Annotated in this window: 17 protein-coding genes; 5 read left to right on the top strand and 12 right to left on the bottom strand. The window is 41.6% G+C overall.

What is annotated here, in order from left to right; genetic code table 11:
• Nucleotides 1-25: 25 nt before the first annotated feature.
• From NTX44_00510 to NTX44_00485, 6 genes are all read right to left on the bottom strand, one after another.
• Nucleotides 26-1,150: a hybrid sensor histidine kinase/response regulator gene (locus tag NTX44_00510; GenBank protein ID MCX6120088.1), complete on the bottom strand. Its 1,125-nt coding sequence runs from the start codon at nt 1,148-1,150 to the stop codon at nt 26-28.
• Nucleotides 1,151-1,167: 17 nt separating this feature from the next.
• A complete protein-coding gene (locus NTX44_00505; protein ID MCX6120087.1) occupies nt 1,168-4,035 on the bottom strand; it encodes a response regulator in 2,868 nt (955 codons plus the stop codon).
• Between the two features lie 518 nt (nt 4,036-4,553).
• The gene (gene uxaC / locus NTX44_00500) at nt 4,554-5,963 is read right to left on the bottom strand and encodes a glucuronate isomerase (protein MCX6120086.1); all 1,410 of its coding nucleotides are present in this window, start codon (nt 5,961-5,963) and stop codon (nt 4,554-4,556) included.
• A gap of 35 nt (nt 5,964-5,998) precedes the next feature.
• Nucleotides 5,999-6,358, bottom strand: a complete 360-nt coding sequence (kduI, locus tag NTX44_00495; protein MCX6120085.1) for a 5-dehydro-4-deoxy-D-glucuronate isomerase — start codon at nt 6,356-6,358, stop codon at nt 5,999-6,001.
• A gap of 402 nt (nt 6,359-6,760) precedes the next feature.
• Nucleotides 6,761-6,904: a hypothetical protein gene (locus NTX44_00490; GenBank protein ID MCX6120084.1), complete on the bottom strand. Its 144-nt coding sequence runs from the start codon at nt 6,902-6,904 to the stop codon at nt 6,761-6,763.
• Nucleotides 6,905-6,948: 44 nt separating this feature from the next.
• Nucleotides 6,949-7,137 carry a hypothetical protein gene (locus tag NTX44_00485; protein MCX6120083.1) on the bottom strand — a complete coding sequence of 63 codons (189 nt, stop codon included), beginning with the start codon at nt 7,135-7,137 and terminating at the stop codon, nt 6,949-6,951.
• A 664-nt stretch (nt 7,138-7,801) separates the two neighbouring features.
• Between NTX44_00485 and NTX44_00480 the strand changes: the two genes are divergently transcribed.
• A complete protein-coding gene (locus NTX44_00480; GenBank protein MCX6120082.1) occupies nt 7,802-8,005 on the top strand; it encodes a cold-shock protein in 204 nt (67 codons plus the stop codon).
• Nucleotides 8,006-8,160: 155 nt separating this feature from the next.
• On the opposite strand, the gene NTX44_00475 is transcribed toward NTX44_00480, so the two are convergent.
• Nucleotides 8,161-9,150: an aldo/keto reductase gene (locus NTX44_00475; GenBank protein MCX6120081.1), complete on the bottom strand. Its 990-nt coding sequence runs from the start codon at nt 9,148-9,150 to the stop codon at nt 8,161-8,163.
• A 90-nt stretch (nt 9,151-9,240) separates the two neighbouring features.
• On the bottom strand, nt 9,241-10,728 hold the full coding sequence (locus NTX44_00470) for a glycosyltransferase family 39 protein (protein MCX6120080.1): 1,488 nt from the start codon (nt 10,726-10,728) through the stop codon (nt 9,241-9,243).
• 201 nt (nt 10,729-10,929) lie between these two features.
• Here NTX44_00470 and pgmB point away from each other — a divergent pair, with 201 nt between their 5' ends.
• The gene (gene pgmB / locus NTX44_00465) at nt 10,930-11,577 is read left to right on the top strand and encodes a beta-phosphoglucomutase (GenBank protein ID MCX6120079.1); all 648 of its coding nucleotides are present in this window, start codon (nt 10,930-10,932) and stop codon (nt 11,575-11,577) included.
• Nucleotides 11,578-11,939: 362 nt separating this feature from the next.
• On the opposite strand, the gene NTX44_00460 is transcribed toward pgmB, so the two are convergent.
• Nucleotides 11,940-13,637: a glutamine--tRNA ligase/YqeY domain fusion protein gene (locus NTX44_00460; GenBank protein MCX6120078.1), complete on the bottom strand. Its 1,698-nt coding sequence runs from the start codon at nt 13,635-13,637 to the stop codon at nt 11,940-11,942.
• A gap of 448 nt (nt 13,638-14,085) precedes the next feature.
• On the opposite strand from NTX44_00460, the gene NTX44_00455 reads away from it, so the two are divergent.
• The 3 genes from NTX44_00455 (at nt 14,086) to NTX44_00445 (ending at nt 17,793) form a co-directional block, all read left to right on the top strand.
• On the top strand, nt 14,086-15,168 hold the full coding sequence (locus NTX44_00455; GenBank protein MCX6120077.1) for a histidine kinase: 1,083 nt from the start codon (nt 14,086-14,088) through the stop codon (nt 15,166-15,168).
• On the top strand, nt 15,165-15,926 hold the full coding sequence (locus NTX44_00450) for a LytTR family DNA-binding domain-containing protein (protein MCX6120076.1): 762 nt from the start codon (nt 15,165-15,167) through the stop codon (nt 15,924-15,926). Before NTX44_00455 ends, NTX44_00450 begins: the two co-directional genes overlap by 4 nt.
• A gap of 124 nt (nt 15,927-16,050) precedes the next feature.
• Nucleotides 16,051-17,793, top strand: coding sequence for an FG-GAP-like repeat-containing protein (locus NTX44_00445; protein ID MCX6120075.1), 1,743 nt, complete (start codon nt 16,051-16,053; stop codon nt 17,791-17,793).
• A gap of 144 nt (nt 17,794-17,937) precedes the next feature.
• Here NTX44_00445 and NTX44_00440 read toward each other — a convergent pair whose 3' ends face one another.
• The 3 genes from NTX44_00440 to NTX44_00430 form a co-directional block, all read right to left on the bottom strand.
• Entirely contained in the window at nt 17,938-20,688 is a 2,751-nt protein-coding gene (locus tag NTX44_00440; GenBank protein ID MCX6120074.1) for a TonB-dependent receptor, read from the bottom strand.
• Between the two features lie 110 nt (nt 20,689-20,798).
• Nucleotides 20,799-23,522, bottom strand: coding sequence for a TonB-dependent receptor (locus tag NTX44_00435; protein ID MCX6120073.1), 2,724 nt, complete (start codon nt 23,520-23,522; stop codon nt 20,799-20,801).
• Nucleotides 23,512-24,561, bottom strand: coding sequence for a FecR domain-containing protein (locus NTX44_00430; GenBank protein MCX6120072.1), 1,050 nt, complete (start codon nt 24,559-24,561; stop codon nt 23,512-23,514). Before NTX44_00430 ends, NTX44_00435 begins: the two co-directional genes overlap by 11 nt.
• Nucleotides 24,562-24,600 lie beyond the last annotated feature (39 nt).

The raw sequence follows: 24,600 nt of genomic DNA, 5'->3' as shown, positions 1-24,600 counted from the left end.
TTTAAACGTTCAAGTAGATGTTCTCTTAGTTTTCAGCAGGTGCATTCACCGGCAGTGTGAAACGAAACACCGTTAATTTTCCAGGTTCGCTCTCTGCCGTAATACTACCGCCGTGTGCATCAACAATGAGCTTGCAGATTGCAAGCCCTAATCCTGTCCCTTTTGCTTGTACAATTTCGGAAGCAATTCCTTGTTTGTACCGTTCGAATATGGTTGGTAATTCTTCTGGAAGGATTCCTATGCCTGTGTTCGTGATAGCCGTCCACACGCATTCACCCGCAGAAGTGCCCTCCTGCATTTTTCCTATTACAATTTGAACGGTTCCGTTCGATAATGTAAATTTTAATGCATTACTGAGAATATTAGCAAACACCTGCGATATTTTGTTTGAATCAGCAGAAATAAGTGGAAGGTCATCTTCCAGTACGAGCTTGGTGTGAATCCCCTTTTGCTTGAATTGAGGATGCATCTGATTCATTATCTTATCCGCAATTTTACCAATGTGGATATACTCGCGGCTCAAATTCATTTTACCGGCTTCAAATTTTGAAAGATCAAGCATATCATTAATCAAATGGAGCAATCTCTTGGTTGCATCTTCCGCGGAAGTGAGCAATTCCTTGTGCACTTCTTGTACTACTTCGCCCCGAATCAATGGTTCTTCCAATAATTCAAGTATACTGCTGATGCCGCCTATTGGACTGCGCATATCGTGTATAAGCATCGCCATAAAATCTGCTTTTGTTCGCTCAAGTTCAACTTCCATTTTCTTGAGACGAACAAGCGAACGTGTGCGCACGATTAATTCGTCTGTGTCAATAGGTTTCGTTAAATACTCTTCTGCTCCGAGTAATAGACCTTGTTCAATGCTTAAGGCATCTTTTCTCCTTGCCGTAAGAAAAATGACAGGAATATCTGCGCTTTTTTTTGATGCGCGCAGACGTTTGAGCGTTTCAAACCCATCCATTTCCGGCATTTGAATATCTAACAGAATGACATCAGGGTGATGCTGTGCTGCAAGTTGTAAACATTCTTTGCCGCTGCTCGCACGCAGCATATGCACCGGTTTCCGCTTGAGAGCAAACTCCAGCAAATCAAGATTATCCTCTGTGTCATCTACAACAAGAATAGTAGGTTCTGTAGGTTCCATAGAATTTTCTTCTTTCTTTATCTATGTGACAGTGAAACAATTTTTTTAATCGTGCTCGAAATAAGTTCCTTCGAAAAGTGTCCTTTGTCTATATACTCTGCAATAAGTTTATTCAGACTCTGACGTTGCTCGTTTGTAATATCGGCTCCCGAGAGAATCACGATCGGAAGGTTCTGCCATCGTTCCTGAGACCGAAGCCGCTGAACAACGGCGAATCCGTCAATACCGGGCATGATAAGATCGAGGAATAAAAGCGATGGATTGATGGTTTCAATATTCTTGAGTGCCTCTTCGCCGCTGTACAACGCTGTAGCACGAAATCCTTCAGCTTCAAGCATAATCTTCAACGAGTCGGCAAAATCCTCGTTGTCATCGACAATCATAATTGGCTGATTGTTGGAGCGGCAAGCGCGTTCTACAATGTCCAAAATTTTCTTCGGATCAGAAGGTTTTGTAACTACTTCCAGTGCGCCAAGTGAAAGTGCCAGCGGTCGATTTTCAACTATAGAATGAATAATGACAGGAATATCTTTTGTCGCCGGATTACTTTTCAATTCCCGCAATACTTGCCAGCCATCCTTCTCAGGCATCATAATATCCAACGTAATAACTGCGGGATGAAGCTCCTCTGCAAGCTGCATGCCTTCATCTCCCGATGAGGCACTTTTGACAGAATACCCTTCCGGAATTAAATACCTGCGGAGCAGATCAATAACCTCTGGATTATCATCTATACAGAGGACAAGAATACCTGTTGAGAGTGCAGGTAATTGTTCTGCTACAGATTGTGATACTGGAGTACCGACGACATTTTTTACATCTGGTGTTTCATCATTTGGTTTGAGAAGCTTTTCATCAGAAATCACTGGAGGGATGACAAGTGTGAAAGTAGAACCTTTTCCAATTTCACTGTGCACTGTCAAACTTCCGCCGAGAAGACGTGCATAATTTTTTGCTATTGCTAAGCCCAAACCCGTGCCTTTGTACTTTCTGGCGTTGCTCGAATCTATCTGTTGAAATTCCTCAAATACACGATTAAGATTCTTAGGTTCAATTCCAATACCGTCATCTTTGACAGAGATTGAGACCATATCGTTTTGTTTTTTAGCGATAACTGTAATTGCACCGTGCTCGGTGAACTTCGCAGCATTGCTCAAAAGGTTCAAGAGGATTTGCTTGACCTTGAGCGTATCGGTATTCAACAAAGGTAGATTGGGTTCAACTTCTTGCACAAGTTTCACGTCTTTTCCGATCACCATTGGTTCCACGGTCACCAATGCATTTGAGATGATATCTGCAACTTCATCTGTGCTCAGATTGATTGGTGTCCTGCCTGCTTCAATTTTTGAGAAATCAAGAATATCGTTAATGAGTTCAAGCAAGTGCTTCCCGTTCTTTAAAACTTTTTCCAACGCTTTTGCCTGGTCGGTAGTAAGCGGATCACCATGTGGCCCTAACAAAACCGACGTAAAACCGATAATGGAATTAAGCGGGGTCCGCAGTTCATGGGACATATTCGAAAGGAAGTCTGACTTCACCCGATATGCTTTCTGCAGTTCTGTATTTTTACCATTGAGTTCATTATTCTTTGTCGCGATTTCATTGGAAAGCTTTTTCGTTGATTCCAGATTCTTTGCATTGGTGATAGCAACGCCGATTTGTGGAACGGAATTATCCATGATCTCTCGTCGATGTTCATCAAAGGATTTCATAGATCCCAACACAATCACCCCGATAAGATTATCCTGGAACAAAATTGGCGTAGCCAGAATGTATGAGGGAATAACACTCACGAGACCAGTATCAATAATATAATCTTTGGCGGTCACAAAGTCGCTGACTTCAATAGCTTGTTTCATCGCGGCACATTGGCCTGGAATTCCTTCTCCTATTCTGTACTGAGTTCTGTTTTCGATGTTCTGGAGGGAATACCCGCTCACTAACTTTAACATATTGGAATCATTTTCAAGAAGATACAGCGCACCGACAGAAGCATCCGTGTGTGAACACAATATTTGCAAACTGGCTTGTTCTACAGTCGCCAGAGATTCATGTTTGTTCAACGCCGTCATTAGTTCTGAATATGCCGTTAAACGGTTGTAATTATATTGCAACATTTTGGACATCTGGTTGAAATCACTCGCGAGATCTCCAAATTCATCTCGCTGATGCAATGTAATCGGCTCAAACATACCGTTCATAATGTTCTGCGTGCCACCGCGTAATTGTTCGACCGGCTTTGTGATAGACCGCGTCAAAATAAATCCGAGAGCCATAGCAAAAACGGCAATCAGAATATTCACGAGAACGACGAACGATGCTATATTTTTTGATAAGTCAATAGAGTTCTCGATATTCTTTGGTACTGATGTCAAACGTTGTTGATATAATGTACGGATCAGCATATGAGCCAATTCAAGATACCGATTGGATGATTGTTGACTGCCTAAGGAATGAATCTCCTTCCCAAGTTTATCACTGTCCAGATTGGAAGAGGCAAGCAATATTTTCTTGTCTCCAATATTTGCAACCCATGCATAAAAGGAAGCGCGTATCTGTTTCAGTGTCTGCAGATCGACCGAATCTTTATAGCTTCTCTGAAGAGCAATAATTTCATTATCGAAATCCTTCCAACATTTATCGTATATGATTCTCTTCTCAGGAAGGCCTGTGTACATATATTCATCTGCAGCGGATTGGATATCAACGACCAAATTCCTCAAGCGATCCAAGTGGGACGTTGTGGTCATATCTACTGATGCTTGAGAATAATTATTCTGAATTTGTCTTAAAAAGTAGAGTGTGACAACAGTGGTTGCCGAAAGAATAATAAGGAGAAGAGCGAAATAGAAAGTTACTTTCCAAAATAGCTTAGAAGAAAACATAAGAACCTCATGAGAACAGATGCATTAAGATTTCGAATTCGTACAATTTACTCTCGACAAAAAAGACGTCACCCTCCAAGATATTTTTGAATACAATAGTCTGATTTTATGTACAGTTGTACTCCCCCATGCCATGTGGCTGATTTTTCTTAATATCAGAAGCAGCCGTTGCAAAACTTGGCATTCATATCCGAGTCAATTTACAGCAAGGCATATCGAAATGCAAGTACATACCTTGATGTCGAATTTATAGCGAAAACCAAAACGGGAAGCATAAACAATAGGATAACGATAAACGGAGAATGGCGCAGAATAAGGATAGAAACTGACAACAAAGTGCTGAAATGTGCTTTCGTAATCATTGTTTCTATCGTTCAATTCGAACGTTGCCGCCGCCCATTGTTTGTTTTATTCCTTTATAATCAGGCCATTGTCACTAAAGTTTATTAAGCGCATCAAATCGCATATCCTTTTCCCTGCAACAATTGCTCCAATGAAATAAGGAGTTTCTCTTCTTTTTAGAAACCAAAATATTTTTTCGCGTTGTTGTAACTGATGTCTTCAACTAAACCACCAATAAGTTTCATATCATTCGGGATGAGTCCTCTTTCGATTTCATTTCCCAAGATATTGCACAGCAACCGTCGAAAATATTCATGACGCGGATACGAAAGGAAGCTTCTGGAGTCTGTAAGCATGCCGACAAATTGGCCCAAAATGCCCAACGTAGAAAGCGCTTCGATTTGTTTTCGCATTCCGTCAAGTTGATCAAGGAACCACCATCCCGCACCATACTGGAGCTTGCCAGGAACACTTCCATCCTGGAAGTTACCAATCATCGTCGTTATCAATTCGTTATCCCTGGGATTGAGATTATATATGATCGTCTTGGCAAGTTTATTCTCGTTGTCAAGTTTATCTAAAAATCTTGATAACGTTCGCCCCATTTCAAAGTCACCAATCGAATCAAAACCGGTGTCTGGACCAAGCGTACGCATCATTCTGGAGTTATTATTGCGAAGCGCACCAAGATGGAATTGCTGAATCCATCCCCGCTCACAATCCATGACACCGAATTCATACAACATTGCTGACTTGAATTTCAATATCTCGATACCATCAAGATTTTTTCCCTTACGGAGTTTTTTAAAAATGGATTTGATTTCCGATTCCGTGTAATCTTCGGCATAAACTGTTTCGAGACCATGATCCGAAACTCGACATCCATGTAAATGAAAGAAAGCATGTCGTGCGCGAATTGCTGTGAGCAATGAATCAAAATCCTTTATTTCAACTCCTGATGCAGTTTCTAATTTCTGGATGTAGGAACGAAACGCTTCCACATTTTCCACTGCCATTGCTTTGTCCGGACGGAAGGCGGGCAGCATCTTCGTGAAACCATTTCCTTTCTTTGCATATGCCTCATGATATTCGAGAGAATCAATCGGATCGTCCGTTGTGCAGATCACCTCGACATTCATTCGTTTTGCAATACCTTGTGTTGTAAAACCCGGCGTTGCAAGTTTCGCATTACATTTATCCCAAATCACTTTCGCCGTTTTATCATTTAACAGCATGCTGGAAATCCCAAATGGACGATTCAATTCCAAATGTGTCCAATGAAACAATGGATTGCGGATTGTCTTAGGCACCGTGCATGCCCACAATTCAAATTTCTCCCAATCCGACGCATTGCCGGTGATGAACCGTTCGTCTACACCACAAGTGCGCATTGCCCTCCATTTGTAATGGTCGCCGGCAAGCCAGATTTGTGTCATATTTTCAAACTGTCGATTCTGCGCAACTTCTTTTGGCGAAATATGACAATGGTAATCAATGATTGGAAGTGGTTCCGCATAAGTATGATAGAGGTTAGATGCGGTTTTAGTGTCTAGTAAAAAATCTTCATGAATAAATTCTTTTTTCATACGATCTTCCTCGCTCTTATGTGAACAGCGTTTAATTACTTCAACCCATCCATTGTGACCCCATCCATATCATCAAAGACTTGGTTCTCGCCGCCCATGGCCCAGATGAAACTGTAAGTACTCGTGCCGCCGCCGGAATGAATTGACCAGCTTGGATTCGACACTGCTTGCCCATTCCGCATAATAACATGACGCGTCTCAGTCGGTTGACCCATCAGATGCACTACCACTGCATCCGGAGCTACGTTGAAGTACATATACACTTCCGAACGCCTTTGGTGTGTGTGGGAAGGCATTGTATTCCAAACACTGCCTTCTTCCAATTCCGTTAAACCCATGACCAACTGACAACTTTGAATGCCTTTGGCATGGAAACAACTTCTTTTATGAAAAATAATATACCAATAATCTCGTGCAAGAAAAACACCTTGAATAATTAAATTGCCTGCCTCTTTTTATGCAGAAAAAGAAAGCAGGCAAATGTGAAATGAACCTTGACAAATGAATAAAATCCATACTATGCCCAATTCAGTGACGTCATCGACACGCCAGTAAAAAGTCGTCTTTGGTTTTAACTTGCCAAGATTCAACGAATTGTTGTTCTGATTCTTCGTAAACTTTGGAGTTGATGTATTTACAAAATACACTTTATGTGAGATTGCATTTCTTGCAGGCACCCAATTTAGAGCGAATAAATTCCTCTGAATCTGCATTACGTCATCTCTCGGTTGCGGTAAAGACACCATCGGCAGAACAGATGGCATTGTTGCTTCCGGATCCCATTTGCCATTGAGTGTCTATGTTGCAGTGATCTCATTTTCTTTTGGAACGGTTTCGGCTGTTTCTAAATTTTTTTTGAACCAAGCGAAATCGCCGCCATCGCGGTGGCAGTAGTAATAATAATGCCGCCCCCCACTTCCATTGTGTTGTGCTGCTTTCATCCCAATAAATTGCCGTATCTGTCATCGCATGCGAGAATTTGCAATCAAGTAAAAATTTCGCCCGTCTCGATGGTTGCGACCGAGTGGAAATCCATCCACGCCATCGAAAGAAGAGCAGCGGATAATAAATTTCTGATTCTTATCTGCATTGCCATCATACCATATTCTTGCGCTAAGGATGTGTCTAAAAAAATTACTATCGGTAATATAACATCACCCGCATGGACAGACATAATCAACGCCTCCTTCGAAATAGCAATTGACATAGCAATACATGCCGTTCATTTTATTCCAGAGACTGAGCGTGTCTCCACCATCGGCTATGATGGTACAATTTATAATAAGCACGCACGTTCCACTACCACGAATTGCAAACCGATGTTCTTCAGTATGAAGTAAAGAACTGTAATTATTATAGATTGTAAGATTAGCACATGTAATGTCTGTAACAAACGAATCAATGTTAACACGGCTGCACACCAGTCCCGTCTCATATCCATAGATGTTTTATTTATATCGGTCCGCAGTTGTGCATAGATAATGACGTGGTAACAAGAAGTATTGACATTAAATTCGTAGAATCACATTTTTCTTGAGTTATTACGTGAATTTTTCTTAAAAAATCATTTGGTATTGTCAAATATCTTCTGTATCTTATTAACGTCAAATAACAGTACACCGTTATGGCTCCCTCGGGAGACCTTTTCTGTAGAGTAAGTCCTGTTTCGAGTCGTCTGTTGGTGGTTCCTTTCATTCCGTTGGTTTGAACACCTCCATAAAGATGTTACCGACTTCTTTGGGCCGTATCAATCCAGTAAAAGTGTTTTTGAGTAGAGTACGGCGTACACCCTGCCGGCGGTCGGCCGGTTTTACAATCTTTATGAAAGGATATGTTCCATGGAAAAAGGAACAGTCAAATGGTTCAATGGAGCCAAAGGTTTTGGTTTCATTTCACGTGCAAGCGGCGAAGATGTATTCGTCCACTTCAAAGCAATTACCAGCAATGGCTACAAGACACTCAATGAGGGTGACAAAGTAGAGTTTGAAGTTCAGCAAGGACCGAAAGGCCTCCAAGCTGCAAACGTTTCTGTGGTTTCCTAAGAAACCATTTAGCGTTAACCAACAGAACCCCGTCGATGAGATGGGGTTTTGTGTTTTAAGCCAAGTATTTTTCTAGATGAAGCAACAACTCTTCGTGTGAAAAAAGAAAAAGATTTTTTATCCCGTTCGCAACAACCACAACTCAGGTGAGCCTGTCATTTTCCCAGCCGCTGCATTTGCATGACCGGATATCGTTCTCCTGATGCGACACCTATGGGTAATGCCTCGCATATTCTTTGAACTTCTTCTGAAGTGAAATGGACATCTATTGCTTTGACATTTTCCTGAAGATACTTTAATTTCTTCGTGCCGGGAATCGGTACAATATCTTCCCCCTGTGCTAGGCACCAAGCAAGTGCTAATTGAGCCGGAGTGCACTTCTTCTTTGTTGCAAACTTCTCGATCGTCTCAACAATCTGCAAGTTCTTTTTGAGGTTCTCTTCCTGAAATCGCGGATGGTTGCTCTTTCGGAAATCTCCTTCTGCAAAGTCTGAAAGCGATTTATATCTTCCTGTTAAAAAACCTCTTCCCAAAGGACTATATGGTACAAACCCGATTCCCAATGAACGGCAGGTGGGAAGAATTTCCTTTTCGATGTCACGGGTCCAAAGAGAGTATTCCGTCTGCAGAGCTGTAATCGGATGAACTGCATGTGCCTTCCTGATGGTCGCAGCGCCTGCCTCTGAGAGGCCGAGGTAACGAACCTTTCCTTCACGTACAAGCTGAGACATTGCTCCGACGGTTTCTTCAATAGGAGTATTCATGTCAACTCTGTGTTGATAATAGAGATCGATGGTATCGATATTCAATCGACGCAGGCTGGCTTCACAAGCAGATTTGACATATTCCGGTCTCCCGTTTATCCCCAAAAAACTTTTATCGGCTCCGCGCACATTCCCAAACTTCGTCGCTATGAACAGCGAGTCACGTTTCCCTTTAATTGCTTTACCAACCAATTCTTCATTATGACCGATACCATACATATCCGCAGTATCGAAAAATGTAATGCCAAGTTCTATTGCTTCATGGATAACCGAAATTGATTCAGCATCATTCCCTAAGCCGTAGAATTCCGACATTCCCATGCATCCAAGACCAATAGCGGAAACAACCGGTCCATTTTTACCGAGTGTTCGTAATTTCATAGAGTTCTTCCCTTTGTATAATGACTGTAGAAACAAGATTCTTCATTCGCTATTTCTAACAATCATGTTCACATAGTTTGTTCCCTTCTCTCACATATCAATTTTGAAGACAAAGCTCGTTTCATTCTTGTTGTTTCTAGGATTGAGTCGATAGAATATATCATCCAGAAAGCTTGGTTCAATCCGCCGCAGAAGTGTAATTTTCAATTTCAACAAAGATTCGATATGCTGCACACGCTTGTCAATGTCTTCCCTTCCAAAAAAGATGACATAATTCGGGTGAAATGTTTTATTGTCAAGCTCTGTTTTCAACGGGACAAGCTGCGCATCGTCATTAACATAATAAATCGGAATCGGATACACGCCGGAATAGAACATGGGCGGTTGTGGTACGCCTAATTTTCCACCGACCATAACTATTCCACTCACCGGTTTTCCATGCAGCGTATACATCGCCTCCACTCTGGACTTTTTTGAATAGTAGAGCGTGAACGGTATAAGAAGAATAAAATTGATAATCCAGAACCAAGTCCACAAAGACTTCAATGCGATTCTATGACGCGACCAGAATGCTGACCCTTTTACAAATTCTTCCCACCCCACAACGCTCAACAGCAAGATCAACGGCACAACAGGAAAGATAAATCGTTCTTGTTTGTTTGGGAAAAGAGAATGCGTGATAAAAAACACCATCACGGGCAACAATATCAGCAAAGTTTTTCGCCAGTTCCTGAAAAATCCATACAACAGCAAGAAGCTCATCGGCGGAATGAGAGCGCCGAGTATCAGTAAAGAATAGTTATACCATGGCCCCGTTGTGTAATCCTGTCCATGCGTTGCGTTGTAACCAACGTATTCAAGGAACGAAGCAAATGGATATCCCCATGCGAAAATATCTGCGCTGCCCTGTATCACAATTGCTGTTACAAGAAAGCCGCAGGCAAGCAGCGCCATCTGTTTGAACTCTTTACGAAAGAGCAACATCAACCCTAACGTACCCGTGATAGAAAGCGTTTGATAGCGGAATACGAATGCGAGTCCGAACCACAAACCCGCAACAAAGGCATTTCGCAATTTTTCTTTGGAAGTGAGCGCATAGAAGAACCCTGCCATCAGCGGCGGGATACAAACCATTTCGATAAGATTACGGACACTCAGGAAAGGAAACGCCCAGAAGAGTGCTAGAAGAAGCCCTGCCTTCTTTGCCGTCTGCTTGTTACTCACCACCTCAGCAATCTTATAGCCGAAAAACACAATCAGCAGCGAATAAAGTGCATGAAGGAAACGCACAAGATACATCTTTGCTTGGGGATCTTGAAGCCCAACAGTCTCACAGATATTCAAGTAAGCGAAGTGCATACATGGATAAACAATACTATGCCCGTGAGGCGTTGTCCGACTCGTCCAGTAACTTATATCCTGCATAATAATAAATGGCTGCTCGATAGGACCGAAGTGGTCATCGTGCATACCGTACCCTTTAGAGAAAACAGCAGCAACGAGACGCGGAATGAAAGCAATCAGAATGATCGCAAGCAGCGGATGCTCGTTCCAGAAGCGCTTTAGTGTATCAATCATCGAAATTCTACCTTGATAATTGCGATGGGGAATTTCTAGTACGGAATATTGGCACTCATTGGACACAACTTTAGATTGCAAGATTGTAGCAATTAGTTTTCATGAAATCAAGCATCAGATTCGTTTTTGAAATAATTGGACTTCTCCGTATCTTACTTATACATTCAGAGCAATCATACGTGAACTGGAGTAACTTATTCAATGATAAAAGCTGTTCTGTTTGATCTCGACGGGGTATTGGTTTCGACTGATGAATATCATTATCGCTCGTGGAAAAAGTTGTCAGCTGAAGAAGGATTTGATTTTTTCGATCATGAATTTAATCATAAATTCCGCGGCGTAGCAAGAATGGAATGCATTGAAATCATCACGAAAGCATCCGGGAAAATTTACACTCCTGAGCAGAAAAAGGAACTCGCCGATAGGAAGAACAGATATTTTGTCGAATCTCTTTCATCGGTATCCACGGAAGTGCTTTTACCGGGCGCTCTTTCTGCACTGCACGAATTGAGAAAGCGGGGAATCAAGACTGCCGTTGCATCCAACAGCCGCAATGCCGTGAGTATTATCAAACAAGTGAAGATCGAGCATTTACTCGATGCTATTATTGATGGACATCAGATCGAGAACTCCAAACCAGATCCTGAAGTTTTTCTCCTTGCTGCAAAGAAGGTTGGCATCTCCCCTGCTCACTGTCTTGTCGTAGAGGATGCAATTGCCGGCATCGAATCTGCAATGCGAGCCGGCATGAAAGCGCTCGGGATTGGCACAAAGGAAAGGCTTCCTAATGCCGATACTGTTGTACAAGATTTATCGGCAATTTCGGTTGATGAATTATTAAAGCTCTAATGAATCTTTTCCCCAGCAGGATTGACGCAGTACTTGCGCCATTCTTCCTGAATATTATTCATCACTCGGCAATCTTTGTGTAACCATTGGACATGCCTTCACAGCAATAGTGATGAATGATTTCGCAAACATAACTCTCTCCTTATGTTTGTAGCAAACACACTGCCTGTTGCGTAAAAAAACTTGGTCCCGCCTTTCGGCTTTTCTTTTTGTAGGATTACTGAAGTGTTAGAATAAAAAATTTTGAGGATAACCTTAATGACGGTACACAATTTAAGAAGGTCAAACAGAATGTGATTCAAGTCAATAAGTGATTCATTCCTTAAGAAATATTGATTTGATCGAATGGTGCGAGGAAAACACTACTTCTTCCCCTGCTGCACAATCTTCGCCCATGTATCCTTCAGTGTGACGATACGGTTAAAGACCGGTGCACCCGGTCTCGAGTCTTTCACGTCTGCACAAAAGTATCCTGTTCTTTCGAATTGGAATCGGTCTCCCGGTGCTGCTGTGCCAAGCATGGGTTCCACTTTACAATGAGTGAGCACCTGTAAAGAATTCGGATTAAGATTGGAGAGAAAATCCTTCCCTTCTTCAACATCATCAGGATTCTCTTTATTAAAAAGGCGGTCGTACAATCGCACTTCTGCATTGACAGCATCATGGACAGAAACCCAGTGAATGGTTGCTTTCACTTTTCGGTTGGCAGTCGGCAAACCGCTTTTTGTCTGTGGATCGTATGTGCAATGAATTTCTACAATATTTCCCTGTGCATCCTTGATGACTTTCTCGCACTTGATGATATATGCATACCGAAGCCGAACTTCTGTTCCCGGCGATAACCGAAAATATTTTGGCGGCGGTACTTCGCGGAAATCATCTTGCTCGATGAACAATTCCCTGCCGAATGGAACTATTCGCGTACCTGCCGATTCGTCTTCGGGATTATTGACCGCTGGAAGTTCTTCAATTTTATCTTCAGGATAATTGGTGATAATCACTTTAACCGGGTTCAACACAGCCATTGCACGTTGAGCGTGTTTATTCAAATCCTCGCGAATACTCCACTCTAACATTGCCACATCGATGATGCTGTCTTTTTTAGAGACACCAATTTTATCGCAGAATACTTTGATTGATTCTGATGTGTAACCGCGTCGACGATAACCCACAATGGTCGGCATGCGCGGATCGTCCCACCCGGAGACATGTTTTTCCTGTACAAGCTGAAGCAACCTTCGTTTGCTCAATACGGTATAAGTAATATTGAGCCGTGCAAATTCGATCTGCTGGGGATGATAGATACCTAATTCATTAATATACCAATCGTACAGCGGACGATGATTTTCAAATTCGAGCGTGCAGATGGAATGCGTAATTCCTTCAATGGAATCTTCAATGCCATGCGCCCAATCATACGTCGGATAAACACACCACTTGTTGCCCTGCCGGTGATGTCCTTCATGAACAATCCTGTACATAATCGGATCACGAAGATTGATATTCGGCGATGCCATATCAATCTTGGCGCGCAAGGTTTTCGTTCCATCCGGAATTTCTCCTTTACGCATTTGTTCAAATAAAATGAGGTTTTCTTCTGCCGTTCTATTCCGGTACGGACTTTCTTTGCCGGATTCTGTCAGCGTTCCGCGTGTCGCGCGGATTTCATCGGCGGAAAGATCACAAACATACGCTTTTCCTTTTTTGATGAGTGCGACAGCTAATTGGTACATTTGATCAAAATAATCCGAAGCGTAGAACAGGCGATCTTCAAAATCGCCGCCTAACCATTTTACATCTTCGATGATGGAGTCGACATATTCCTGTTCTTCTTTCTCGGGATTGGTGTCGTCAAACCGGAGATTGAATTTGCCGTTGTAGTCTTCGGCAATTCCATAATTCAAGCGAATGGATTTGGCGTGACCTATATGAAGATAGCCGTTGGGTTCGGGAGGGAAACGCGTATGCACGCGCCCTTCAAACTTATTGGTCTTGAGATCTTCATCAATGATCTCGCGGATAAAATCGTTTTTCTCGTTCGTCGTCATAGTATTTTTCAATTCTCGGTTCATGTGGTAAATAAAATACGTAAAAACCGAACGATTATCAAAAAAGATAGAAGGAACATTTGAGTACTATGCAAGTTTTTATAAAATGCTAGTGAATGTTTTCAAATTTACTTTCTTGGAAGAGAAAACGTCTATACTGCCAGGATTGTTGTTCTAATGAATAGTTTGACCACAAATCGAGAAACTTGGATCTCTCGATTGCACTTTTGTTTGAAAAATACTAACTTTTTTTTGCGGCAATTGTTCTTCATTGACTATTAATTTTTTTCAAAATATGTTGTAAAAATTTTTGATTTTCTGATCTCATAACGGATATTTTTTTAAGAATCATGTACGTCATTTTTACAATATTCCTTCTCGTCGCCGTGATAAACCATAGAGAAATTGACACATTGAATTCGAAATCATCTCTCAGAAAAACGCGGGTAAAAGAATGAACATGCGTAAGTTTCTGTTCGTAGCTGGTATATGGTTCATCTTGGGATTGATTTACTCGGGTCAATCCTTTTTTTATTACTTAAGCATTGGGCAGGAGTTTCTTTGGCAGAAGTCGCTATTGCATTCTTTTGTGTTTTTCGTTGAATGGGCATTGCTGACAGTGCCAGTCCTTCGTTTGGCAGAACGTTTCTGTATCGATTCGAAAAATTTCTTCAAAAACATCATCTTCCATTTTTTCGTCGGTATTGCAATTGGGCTATGTCAACAGACAATTTTTGTCATTAGTATAAATTATATCGATGGCGGATTCAGCTTTCAACATACGTTGCGGCAAATGCTCCCCTCTATTGTTGGTTTTTTTGAATTTGGTGTGCTGATATACTGGTCTCTGGTGTTCATTTTTCATGCGTTGAGCTACTACCGCAATTTCCAGGATGAAAAGAAGCACGCAACTGAACTACACACGCAACTGATTGAATCGCAGTTGCAAACTTTAAAAATGCAGCTACAGCCTCATTTTCTATTTAACACACTCAACGCTATTTCCGTTTTAGTGAAAAAGAAACCGGCACTCGCTCAAAAGATGATTACTCGTCTGAGCGACCTGCTGCGATTGACATTGGAGCGGGGACTAACCAACGAAGTATCGCTCGAACGGGAATTGGAATTCCTCAGCGCTTATCTTTCAATCGAGAAGGTACGCTTTGGCGAACGTTTGAAAGTCAAAATCCATATTGACGAGAACATTCTCAGTGCTCTGGTTCCTACTTTCCTGTTGCAGCCGCTGGCGGAAAATTCCATCCGTCATGGCATCGCAAGCCGTTCTGGCGATGGGTGGATTGAAGTCAAGGCAGAACAACAGAACGGAACATTATTGATTGAAGTGATTGACGGCGGAATACAATCACGCCGGGCAAAGAAAAAACATGAACGGAGCGGTGTGGGTCTTGAAAATATACAACAGCGATTGCAAAAATTATATGGTGCAGAATTTTATTTTGATTTCAAGGAGAACGATACGCACGGTGCAACAGTGAAAATGACTATACCGCTGAAAATCCCTGTTTCTTCCATACCTACATGAAAGCTCACTCAAAAATATCCTTCCTTATCGTTGACGACGAACCACTGGCCCGTGAAGGGTTACGGGAGATACTGAAAAGTGAAAAGGACTTTTTAAATATCGGAGAAGCGGAAAATGGGGAAGAAGCTGTTCACAAAATAGTCAAACGAAAACCGGATATTGTCTTCCTTGACATTCAAATGCCGGAGATGGATGGGTTCCAAGTCCTCTCTGCAATTCCCCGTAAAATACTGCCGCTTGTCGTATTTGTCACCGCGTATGATGAATTTGCCGTCAAAGCGTTTTCAACGAACGCACTCGATTATATTTTAAAACCGATGGATATGGACAGAGTGCGATTATCCCTGCACCGCGTGCGGGAGATAATCCAGCTGAAGCAATCTGCGGATTATTCAGAAAAAGCGATGGAGGTGCTGAAATCGTTCCAACCGCAAACAAAATATGCAGAGCGGATTACGGTTCGCGCGAAAGAGAAAATCTACTTTGTGGAAGTGGCTGATATCCGCAGGATCGAAGCCGCTGAAGACTATATATATGTCCACACCGTGCATGGAAAACACATCATGCGTGAGACCATGCATGGTATCGAACAACTGCTCGATCCTTCTCAGTTTGCTCGTGTTCACCGTTCGCATATTGTCCGGATAGATTTTGTCAAAGAATTACAGCCAATGCATCATGGCGATTATATTGCGATACTCAAAGATGGAGTGAAGTTGACAATAAGTAGAAAATATAAAAGTATATTTCAACGATGACACACCGTGTTTTAAACTCTCCATTCGCTTTTCATCCTTTGTAACCACCACTTCACCGCAAAAAGGTTTATACGTCCGACTGAATTATGTAGTTTGTATACAACATAATTCATACGGAGTATTTATGCTAAAAATATTTTTGCTGACTATTATTCTCTCATGTACTCTCTCTGCCCAATACTTTACCAAAATAACCACAGGGCCTCACGTGAATGACGGTGGTGATTCCCGTAGTGTCAATTGGGTAGACTATGACAATGACGGTGATCTCGACCTGTTTATTACAAATGGCCCAAGCTCTCGTGCAAATAATTTTTTATATAAGAACAACGGCGATGGTACATTCCAAAAAATTACCGATGTATCCGTTGTCAATGATCTCGGAAGCTACGACGGCAGTTCGTGGGCAGATTATGATAACGACGGATTTATCGATGTGTTTTCTGTAACATGGTATGGACAGACAAACAGTTTACACCGCCAGCGAAACGGCATGTTCGAGAAAATAACTTTCGGTAGCGTTGCCACAGATAAGACGTACTCCGAAACCGCAAGCTGGGCAGACTACGATAATGACGGTTATGTTGATTTGTATGTAACCAACAGTGCCGGGAAACTGGGCAACTTTCTCTATCACAACAATGGGGATGGAACATTTTCTAAAATAACTACCGGGGCAATAGTCATCGACGCCAAACCTTCCCGAGGTGTCAGTTGGTGCGATTTTGACAATGACGGTTATGTTGATCTATTTATTGCCCATGAAGCGAACAACAATAATTCCCTCTACTGGAATAATGGAGACGGTACTTTTACGGCCGAGACAAGCGGCGCGATCGTCAATGACGGCGGAGATTCATTCGGATGCAGTGTGGGTGATATCAATAATGACGGCTATTATGACGTTTTTGTTGCCAACTATTCTAATCAAAATAATTTCCTTTATCTCAATAACGGAAAGAGAACCTTCACCAAAGTCACCGCCGATACTGTTGTGAACGACCATGGCTATTCGATTGGCAGCACATTCGGCGATTTCGACAATGACGGATATCTTGATCTATTCGTAGCGAATGGATTCAGCGGAAGTTCGAAGACAAAAAATTTTCTTTATCATAACAATGGAAACGGAACATTTACGAAGGTCGATACGGGAGTTGTATCAACAGATCTTGGATGGTCGTACGGGACAGCATGCGGAGATTATGACCGTGATGGAGACCTTGATATTTTTACAGCAAATTGTTTCGGAGGGAATCAAAACAATTCGCTTTATAGAAATGAAGGAAATGATAATTCATGGCTCACGATACAGTTGATTGGAAGGATATCGAATTTTTCTGCAATTGGCGCACTGGTAAAAGCAAAAGCGATAGTGAATGGGAATTCCATCTGGCAAGTTCGTGACGTCTCCGGACAATCAGGGTATTGCGGACAAAATCTTGAGGTCCACTTTGGATTGGGGAATGCAACCCAGATTGATTCGCTCATCATTGAATGGCCTTCCAGACAGAGGACGATACAAACAAACGTGGGTGTCAAGCAGCATTTGAAAATCACTGAATCTGCACCCAATGGAATTTTTGCCGGTGCTGTGCAGATTGATAAATTCCGTCTTCACCAAAATTATCCAAATCCATTTAATCCATCTACGGCAATACAGTTTGATCTCCCTTATCAATCTTTTGTTTCACTCAAAGTATATGATGGAATAGGAAGACAAGTGACAACAATTGTCTCAGAAGAAATGTCAGCAGGAAGCTATACAAAGAAATGGAATACGAACGGAATGCCAAGTGGTGTCTATTTTTATCGTCTTCAGGCTGGAGCTTATATCGAGACAAAAAAAACCCTTTTGCTCAAATAGTATAAAGATCATTGTGCTTTTTTCCAATTCTCGGTTCATGTGGTAAATAAAATACACAAAAACCGAACGATTATCAAAAGAAGGATTTCATTCTTAACGACAAGTTTGCTCTAAGTCTCCCTGCTATCTTTGTCGAAAACAATATCAGAACCGTGCCGATATTCCTATCGATGGAATAATCGGCGGTAAATTCACACCATCTTTCGCCGATTGATTATTTTCAATATAATAATGATAGGTAATAATATTTTTAGCCATGAGTAAATTGCTCACATCCAGAAAAGCCGATGTAGCAAGTCCGAATAGCCCGAAACTTTTCGTAATTCGTATATCCATGCAGCGATACGATGGCAATCGTTCTGAGTTCGGTGCACCTGAAATCCAATCCCAATTACCACCAGTACTATTGAGATGGGCAGACAATGGTGTGTAGGGATATCCACTTCCGTACGTATAACGCATTGCAAGGTTCCATGCACTCCCAAGTTCTAAATCTCCTACGATGGCAAGTGTATGTCGTTGATCAGTATTCCGGGGGAAAGAGCCATAATGATCATTCACTATATCTTGCATCGCCTCCAGATAACTATAACTCATCCATCCATAAAAACCGGGTACCGAATACATCAGGTACATATCTAGTCCTTTCGATTCTCCAACCGCATCATTCTTTCGCGAGTAATAGACATACCCGTAGCTTGTCTGCATTGCACTCATAAGATTTTCATATTTCTTGGAGAAACATTCCACCTTCAATTTTAAAAAGCTTCGTTCTTCAGGGTCAAAACTTACAGCATAATCAACACCCAGGACATAATGAATTGCTTTCTGAGATTGAGTATTCGTATCAGATGCAACTGGATATGCCACCTGACGATAGTTTGGTGATTGGTAGTAATCTCCCCACGCACCTCGTATCGTAAGTCCTCCTCCAATTTGATACGCGAGATTAATTCGCGGGCTCCATGTAAGCTCCTTGTTCAAATCGAAATAATCAAATCGGCCACCTATATTCAGAAGAAAGTGATCGTTTAACTGAACAACATTTTCAACATACCCCGCGAATTTCAATGACTGTGTATTCATCTGATTGTCTAAAGCATCATTCTGATTATCAATTTGGTGACTGAAGTTCGTATCCGGATAATTCCCATAATTATTATGATTATAATCAAAATTGGCAGTCTGGTCTATCGTACGTTGAAATATTTGATCTTCGTTATACGTGATATGCTGATAACTCAAACCTGTTTTAATCCAATAACATGGTGAGAGCTGCTGATCAAGCGTCGAATTCAATTCAATCGTACGAATAAGAAGATTATTATTATACTGCTGATCAGTATGTGTATAATAGAAAAAGAAATATCCTCGTCCATCGGCAAGATATTGATGCCAATGATTGTATCGAGATCGTTCGTTTTCACGTTCATCGTACATCGAGAGTTCTGTTTTTAAAATCGTCGATGACGATAGGATGTTCACACTTTGGAGTGCGAGAAGCGTACTATAGTATTGCCCGTGAGAATCAGTTGAATCGTCCCATTGTTCTGTATGTGTGAAACCATCGCTGGTAGAATAATATCGGTTGGGTCCACTGCGCTTTGTTGTAGGACTCTCTGTAAATTCATCTCCTGCATTGATAAATTTGAAGAGCAATTTATGACCTGAATTCAATGCAAAGTCAACGACACCTTGAATATCATAGAATGTGGGAACAACGTCTGCCTTCTGGTTGGCAAGTTTAAATATATATTCCAAATATGTCTTTCTCGCGCCAATAATAAATGATCCTTTCTCATTGAGCGGTCCCTCTGCGAGGACATCAACGTCAGTCAAACTTAAGCTTGCTGCTCCTGTATATCGTTCTTTGTTTCCTTCACGATATTCAACATTGAGAACCGAACTCATTTTGTCCCCGTACCTTGCCGGAAATCCCCCCGTCATCAGATCCATCTTATTGACCATGTCTGTATTCAGAATACCAATACTGTAATTTCCTGCCTCCTTCATGTGATAAGGATCGTACACTTGAGTGCCATTCACGAGTACAAGATTCTCATCTGGATTTCCCCCGCGCACATTAAACTTGGCGTTGAATTCATTGTTCGTCGAAACCCCCGGGAGCATTTGCACGCTTCGCAGAACATCTGGGAATATCGATGTGCTGGTTTTGATTTTTTCACTTTGCAGAGAAAGCGCGCTTGTATTCGCAAGTTCGTTATCGCTTCCCTGATACGCATAGATAGTCACATCCTGCAAAAGGACATCCATGGCAAAAAGATTAATTGAAAGTTGAATATCCTTGTTTACAGTAATGGGAATTTCTTCTGTTTGATATCCAACATAGCTAACGCGGAGTGTGTCGTTTCCTTGCGGCAGGTTTAACAAGAACTTTCCCTTCGCGTCTGTTGCAATTCCTTGTTGTGTCCCCTTCATAACAATAGTAGTGAAGACAAGCGGCTCGTGCGTCAAACCATCACGGACAACTCCGCTTACGTTGTATGTTTCAAACTGAACCGGATCAGCCTTCTTCACAACGATCTGGTTGTTAATTCTACTGAAAGCTACGCCAAACACTTTGGCGAAATCCTGAAGAACCTGATATAGAGACTTCTCTTGTTGATTTATTTTTATTTTCTCGCCGAGCGGCACTTCTTCTTTGACGTAAAAGAATTTGAAGTCTGTTTGCTGCTCAATAAGCTGGAATGCTTGTTCGAGAGAAATATTTTCTCTGCTCATTTTTATTTTCACATCTTGAAGTTTTTTGTCTTCGGGAAACTGCGAGAATATTATTTGGTTGAACACCAGGACTTGCAGCACTACCCCCCATAACGTGTAGGAAGCAGTTATCCGAAACGTACGTAATACAATATTTTTCGTATGCAACGTCATCCTTGAACCCGCAATTCCTTTTTCCGTGACCAATGTTCTTTGCAGGTTAAATGTAGACCAAATTTATCGGAGTGCATAAAGTCTCACTCCTCTCGTTGTCGAGAACAGTATCAGAATCGTACCGACATACCAAACGTCGGCAGAATCGACCAGAGTTTTACTTCTTCCCTTGAGGGATTGCCCAGGTAATCAAAGTTATATCGATATGCCTGAACATTTGCAAAATTGAAGAGATTACTGACGTCAAGAAACACTGATGTCGATTTCCCGAAAATCTGAAAATCTTTGTTGATTCTTACGTCAACGCGTTTGTACGGCGACATATAATCTGAATTGGGAGATTCTTGTATCCAACTCCAGATTTGGCCATTTTTAACTGCAACTTGTGGAGTATACGCATATCCGCTGCCGTACACAAAACGCAGGCTCATCGTCCAATCACTTCCAAGTCCAAATTCACCTGTTGCTGCGATGGTGTGGCGTTGATCCGTATTCCGGGGAAAAGAATGCCCAAGCGTATCATGAATCAGCCTTTGATCTGATTGAAGATATCCGTAACTGATCCATCCATAAAATCCGGGATGTGAGTATGTAATGCATCCATCGATTCCCCAAGCCTCTCCTGTCGCATCGTTCTTGCGTGAGTAATATACCATTCCTTCACTTGTTTGCCTTGCGGATATAAGATTGTCGTATCGCTTACGATACCCTTCTAATTTGATTTTTAAGAAGTGCTGTATTAGGGGGTTGAACATCATAGTATAGTCGACACCGAGCACCGAGTGAATCGCACGTTCCGATTGTGTGTTTGTATCCGATGCAACCGGATAAGCGATCTGACGATAAATAGGAGATTGATAATAATATCCCCACGCTCCTCGAACAACCACTCCACTTCCCGTTCGATATGCAACGTTTATCCGCGGACTCCATGTGAGGTCCTTATTCAAATCGAAATAATCGAAACGGCCGCCTATGTTGAAGAGCAATTGATCATTCAACTGGATAATGTTTTCAAGAAATCCGGCAGCCTTGTAAGATTGCGTGTTAATTTCCCCCGTCATATTAGCATCATAATTTTGAATGTACGGATGTACTGTTGTGTAAGGGTACATGCTAAAATTTTCTGACCTCTCGCCACGACTTTGATATATCAGATCCTGGATGTAATTGATATGTTGATAACTGGCTCCCGCCTTCATTCCATAAGAAGAAATTAACTGCACATCAAATGATGAATTCAGTTCTAAGGTTTGGATGCGGAGATTATTTCTGTAGAGATGTTCATTCTTATAATTATCAAAAATATTTGCCGACCCATACATTCCTCGATAGTTGTAAAAGTCATCGTTCCAGGAATTCTCTTCGTCACGTTGATCATAAATAGATATCTCGGATTTTACCAAAGCTGAGGAAGAGAGAATCGTCATACTCTGGAGCGCAATCATGTTGCTGTAATAGCTTGCACGAGCATCGACGGAATCACCCCATTTGCGGCTCGTCGGGACCGGAGACCCTTGCGGGTACTCTGTGGCGAATATTGGTCCGTGGACATTTCGATCCGGATTATTAAAGAAGGTATCGCCGGCATGTATAAATTTCAGTAAAAAATTTTGCTTGGGATTCAATGAATAACCGATAACCCCTTGAACGTCATAGAAGGAAATATTGATATTCGGGTCTGCATCTAACATTTTTAAAGCGTACTCGATATAACTTTTTCTTCCTGCAATGATAAACGAACCCCGTTCTCCAATTGGACCCTCTACCAGTGCATCGACATTCGTCATACTCAAACTTACTGTTCCTTGTACGCGATCTCGATTTCCTTCGCGATAGTCAATATTGAGCACCGAGCTCATTCTATCACCATACCGAGCGGTAAATCCGCCCGTGATAAGATCCATCTTCCGGATCATATCAACGTTGAAAATTCCGATGCTTGCGTTGGACGCCTCTTTTATATGAAACGGATCGTAAACTTGTGTACCATTCACCAGAACGAGATTTTCGTCCTGATTCCCGCCGCGCACATTAAATTTTGCACTAAACTCATTATTGGTCGATACTCCCGGCAGCATCTGAATAGATCGCATAACGTCCGGAATGGCTGATGTGATATTTTTAATGTTGTCGCTTTGAAGAGAGAGCATGCTGACTTCACTCTGATCTTCCACATCCCACCGGTGTGCATAGACCGTTACATCTTGCAAGAGCATATCCATCGTATACAAGCGAATCGTTAAAGGAATATCCTTTTGTTCTGAAAGGGCAACGACTTCAGTCTTGTACCCAACATAACTGCATCGAAGGTGATTAGTGTTTTGAGCAAGAACAATCGTGAATCTCCCGCTGGCATCCGTCATTGTTCCTTGTTGTGTTCCGTCGACAATAATGCTGGCAAAGGCAAGCGGTTCATTCGTGGAAGCATCACGAACAGTACCCTGCACTTTATATGTTTTAGGCAGAACATTTCCGTTTTTTTTAGCAACAATTTGATTGTTAATTCTGCTGAAAGCTAAGTCGAACTCTTTACCAAAATCCTGAAGGATCTGATAAAGAGATTCTTCTTCCTGAGGTATTATAATTTTATCATGGAGCGGCACGTCTTCTTTGATATAAAAAAACTTGAAATCAGTCTGCTGTTCAATCATGTGGAATGCCTGCTCGACAGAAATATCTCTGCCAGTCATCTTTATCCGCACATCTTCAAGTTTCTTATCTTCTAAACGTTGAGAAGCAAGAAGGTTGTTCTTAAAAAGGGTTTCTAATGCTAATCCAATGAATGAACAAAAAATGAATATTTGAAATATCTGAATTATTTTACTTTTCATAAAAAACGATCTTCTTCAGTTCATTGTTTTCCTTACTCGTTTTATAGGCTAAACCTGTTGCCTTCTCGATGACTTTCACTACCGTCCAAAATGATTCATTTTTAAAGTTAGCTTTAATGGTTCGATCGGCTAATACTTGATCCGCTATTTCAAACTTTACGCCAAAATATCTTTCCAGAGGAACGAGTACTTTTGACAATGGTTCATTATCAAAGACAAGGATGTTGTCTTTCCATCCTAGAGCTTTTTGAGATTCGAATAGTTCTATTGTACTTGTTTCTTTCTCCTTATTGTAAATCAATTGCTGCGCGGGCGATAAAATGACATCCTCTTTCTTTGCCCCGGAATTGTTTGTGGATACTTCTACTTTGCCCTCCTCCAGTGAGACCGCTATTATTTCTTCGCTTGGGAATGCGCTGATATTAAACTTCGTTCCAAGATCAGTCGTTGAAACCTTTCCCGTATGAACAACAAACGGTTTGTTCGCTTGCTGAGTAACTTCAAAGTACGCTTCACCTTCTAGAGAGACCTCACGCAAATCTTCACCGAAGCGCACAGGGTATTTCAATTTGCTATCGGCATTGAGCGTTATCTTCGTTCCATCAAGCAATGTGACAATACTCTTTTCCCCCATGACTGTTTTCTTTTCATTCCACGCCATTAAAACCGATCTCTGTTTCAGGACATTGACGACGAACAAAGCCCCCGTGACAAGAATAATCAGAACTGCGAATGATGCGGCAATTCGTAGGTACATCGGCCGATAAAAAAATATTGTATGTTGTTTTACATCCTTTTCCCATCGAAATGATGGATGGTGACTCCGGATCTTAGCCGTAAGCACTTTGATGCCTCTTTCGATATTGTATTCAGACGATGGCTCTCCGTGTCCTGCTTTTTCCCATTTCTCAGTGATCGTATTGAATAAAACGGAATACTTCTTTTGTTTTACCAATGAATTCAAATGTTCAATCTCATCGACAGATGCCTCCCTCGATAAGTACTTTGTGGCTAATGTAAGGAATTCTTCTTTTTTCATATTATCACCTATTCAGTAACTTAGAAAAAGGGTTATATC

The sequence above is a fragment of the Ignavibacteriales bacterium genome, assembly GCA_026390575.1.
In the GTDB taxonomy this organism is placed as follows: Bacteria; Bacteroidota; Ignavibacteria; order UBA10030; family UBA10030; genus Fen-1298.
This window is presented reverse-complemented; position numbering and strand designations above follow the sequence as displayed.